This window comes from Cobetia sp. 14N.309.X.WAT.E.A4, from assembly GCF_030397495.1.
Taxonomy (GTDB): domain Bacteria; phylum Pseudomonadota; class Gammaproteobacteria; order Pseudomonadales; family Halomonadaceae; genus Cobetia; species Cobetia marina.
The window spans coordinates 1-1,034 of sequence record NZ_JAPNXT010000027.1; the positions used below are offsets into that span (position 1 = coordinate 1).

The following is a 1,034-nucleotide window of genomic DNA, read 5'->3' on the forward strand; positions in this document are numbered from 1 at the left end:
TGACGACGTCACGCCGAGCGTCACCGCGGTGACCGCCACCGGTGACACCGATGGCCTGAGCAATGTCGAGCTGCTGAGCATGCTCTCCGTCGATGCCGATGCGATCATCGCCAACACCGAGAATGACGGCACGCTGAACTGGACTTTCGACAGCAGCAGTGTCGCTGGCGAAGCCTTCGATCACCTCGCAGTGGGCGAGAGCCTGGTGTTGGATTACACCGTGGTCGTCACCGACAGCCAGGGTGTGACCGCGGAGCAGGTCGTCAGCATCACCATCAATGGCAGCAACGATGCGCCGGTCATTGCCATTGAAGGCGACGACAGTGCGAGCGAGTCGCTGACCGAGACGGATGACACCCTGACCACCGCCGGTACGCTCTCCGTGAGCGATCTGGATACCACTGACGAAGTCACGCCGAGCGTCACCGCCGTGACCGCCACCGGTGACACCGATGGCCTGACCAATGCCGAGCTGCTGGGCATGCTCAGTGTCGACGCCGACGCGATCATCGATGGTGTCAGCAACGACGGCACCTTGAACTGGACCTTCGATAGTTCCAGCGTCGAAGGCGAGGCGTTCGATCATCTCGCGGTGGGCGAGAGCCTGGTGCTGGACTACACCGTGGTCGTCACCGACAGCCAGGGTGTGACCGCTGAGCAGGTTGTCAGCATCACCATCAACGGCAGTAACGATGCGCCGGTCATCGCCCTCGTAGGTGACGACAGCGCGAGCGAGTCGCTGACCGAGACAGACGACACCCTGACCACCGCCGGTACGCTCTCCGTGAGCGATCTGGATGCCACCGACGACGTCACGCCGAGCATCACGGCCGTGACTGCCACCGGTGACACCGATGGCCTGACCAATGCCGAGCTGCTGGGCATGCTCTCCGTCGACGCCGATGCCATCATCGATGGCGTCAGTAACGACGGCACGCTGAACTGGACCTTCGATAGTTCCAGCGTCGAAGGCGAGGCGTTCGATCACCTCGCAGTGGGCGAGAGCCTGGTGTTGGATTACACCGTGGTCGTCA

General features: G+C 62.8%; 1 protein-coding gene. It reads left to right on the forward strand.

Translation table 11 applies throughout. The annotated features are described in order from the left end of the window. Window positions 1–1,034 (forward strand): VCBS domain-containing protein (locus OW493_RS17145; protein WP_289864986.1); only part of this gene is annotated, 1,034 nt, incomplete at both ends.